Origin of the sequence: Bacillus sp. SIMBA_154, assembly GCF_046536015.1 — a bacterium.
Classification (GTDB): Bacteria; Bacillota; Bacilli; order Bacillales; family Bacillaceae; genus Bacillus; species Bacillus pumilus_P.
In genome coordinates this window covers 1-275 of the sequence record NZ_JAWJBV010000225.1, presented here as the reverse complement: position 1 = coordinate 275, position 275 = coordinate 1, and the positions used below count along the sequence as shown (strand labels likewise).

The following is a 275-nucleotide window of genomic DNA, read 5'->3' as shown; positions in this document are numbered from 1 at the left end:
AATGTCTTTATAAAATAACGCTGCTGAAAAGTAACCTTCTGCATCAAAGTAGTTTTCGTATGTTAAATCAAAGCCTGTTGCTTCTTTTGGTTCAAGCTCTGCATTACCACCAGATATAGACCAGTAGTTACCATTTTCGTCAGGCTTTTCGCTGTTATAGCTTGTCTCAATCGATGCATGCATTTCATCAAGGCGAGCACGAGAAATTGTTTTAGCCGCGCCAAAACGAATTGTTTGCTCTTGGTCGATTGCAAAAGATAAGTTTAAGCTTGGTA

At 38.9% G+C, this 275-nt stretch carries 1 protein-coding gene; it reads right to left on the bottom strand.

Annotation, left to right across the window (positions count from 1 at the left end; genetic code table 11):
- Positions 1-275: TonB-dependent receptor domain-containing protein (locus R0K30_RS21820; RefSeq protein WP_410612917.1), on the bottom strand; the 275-nt coding region annotated here is incomplete at both ends.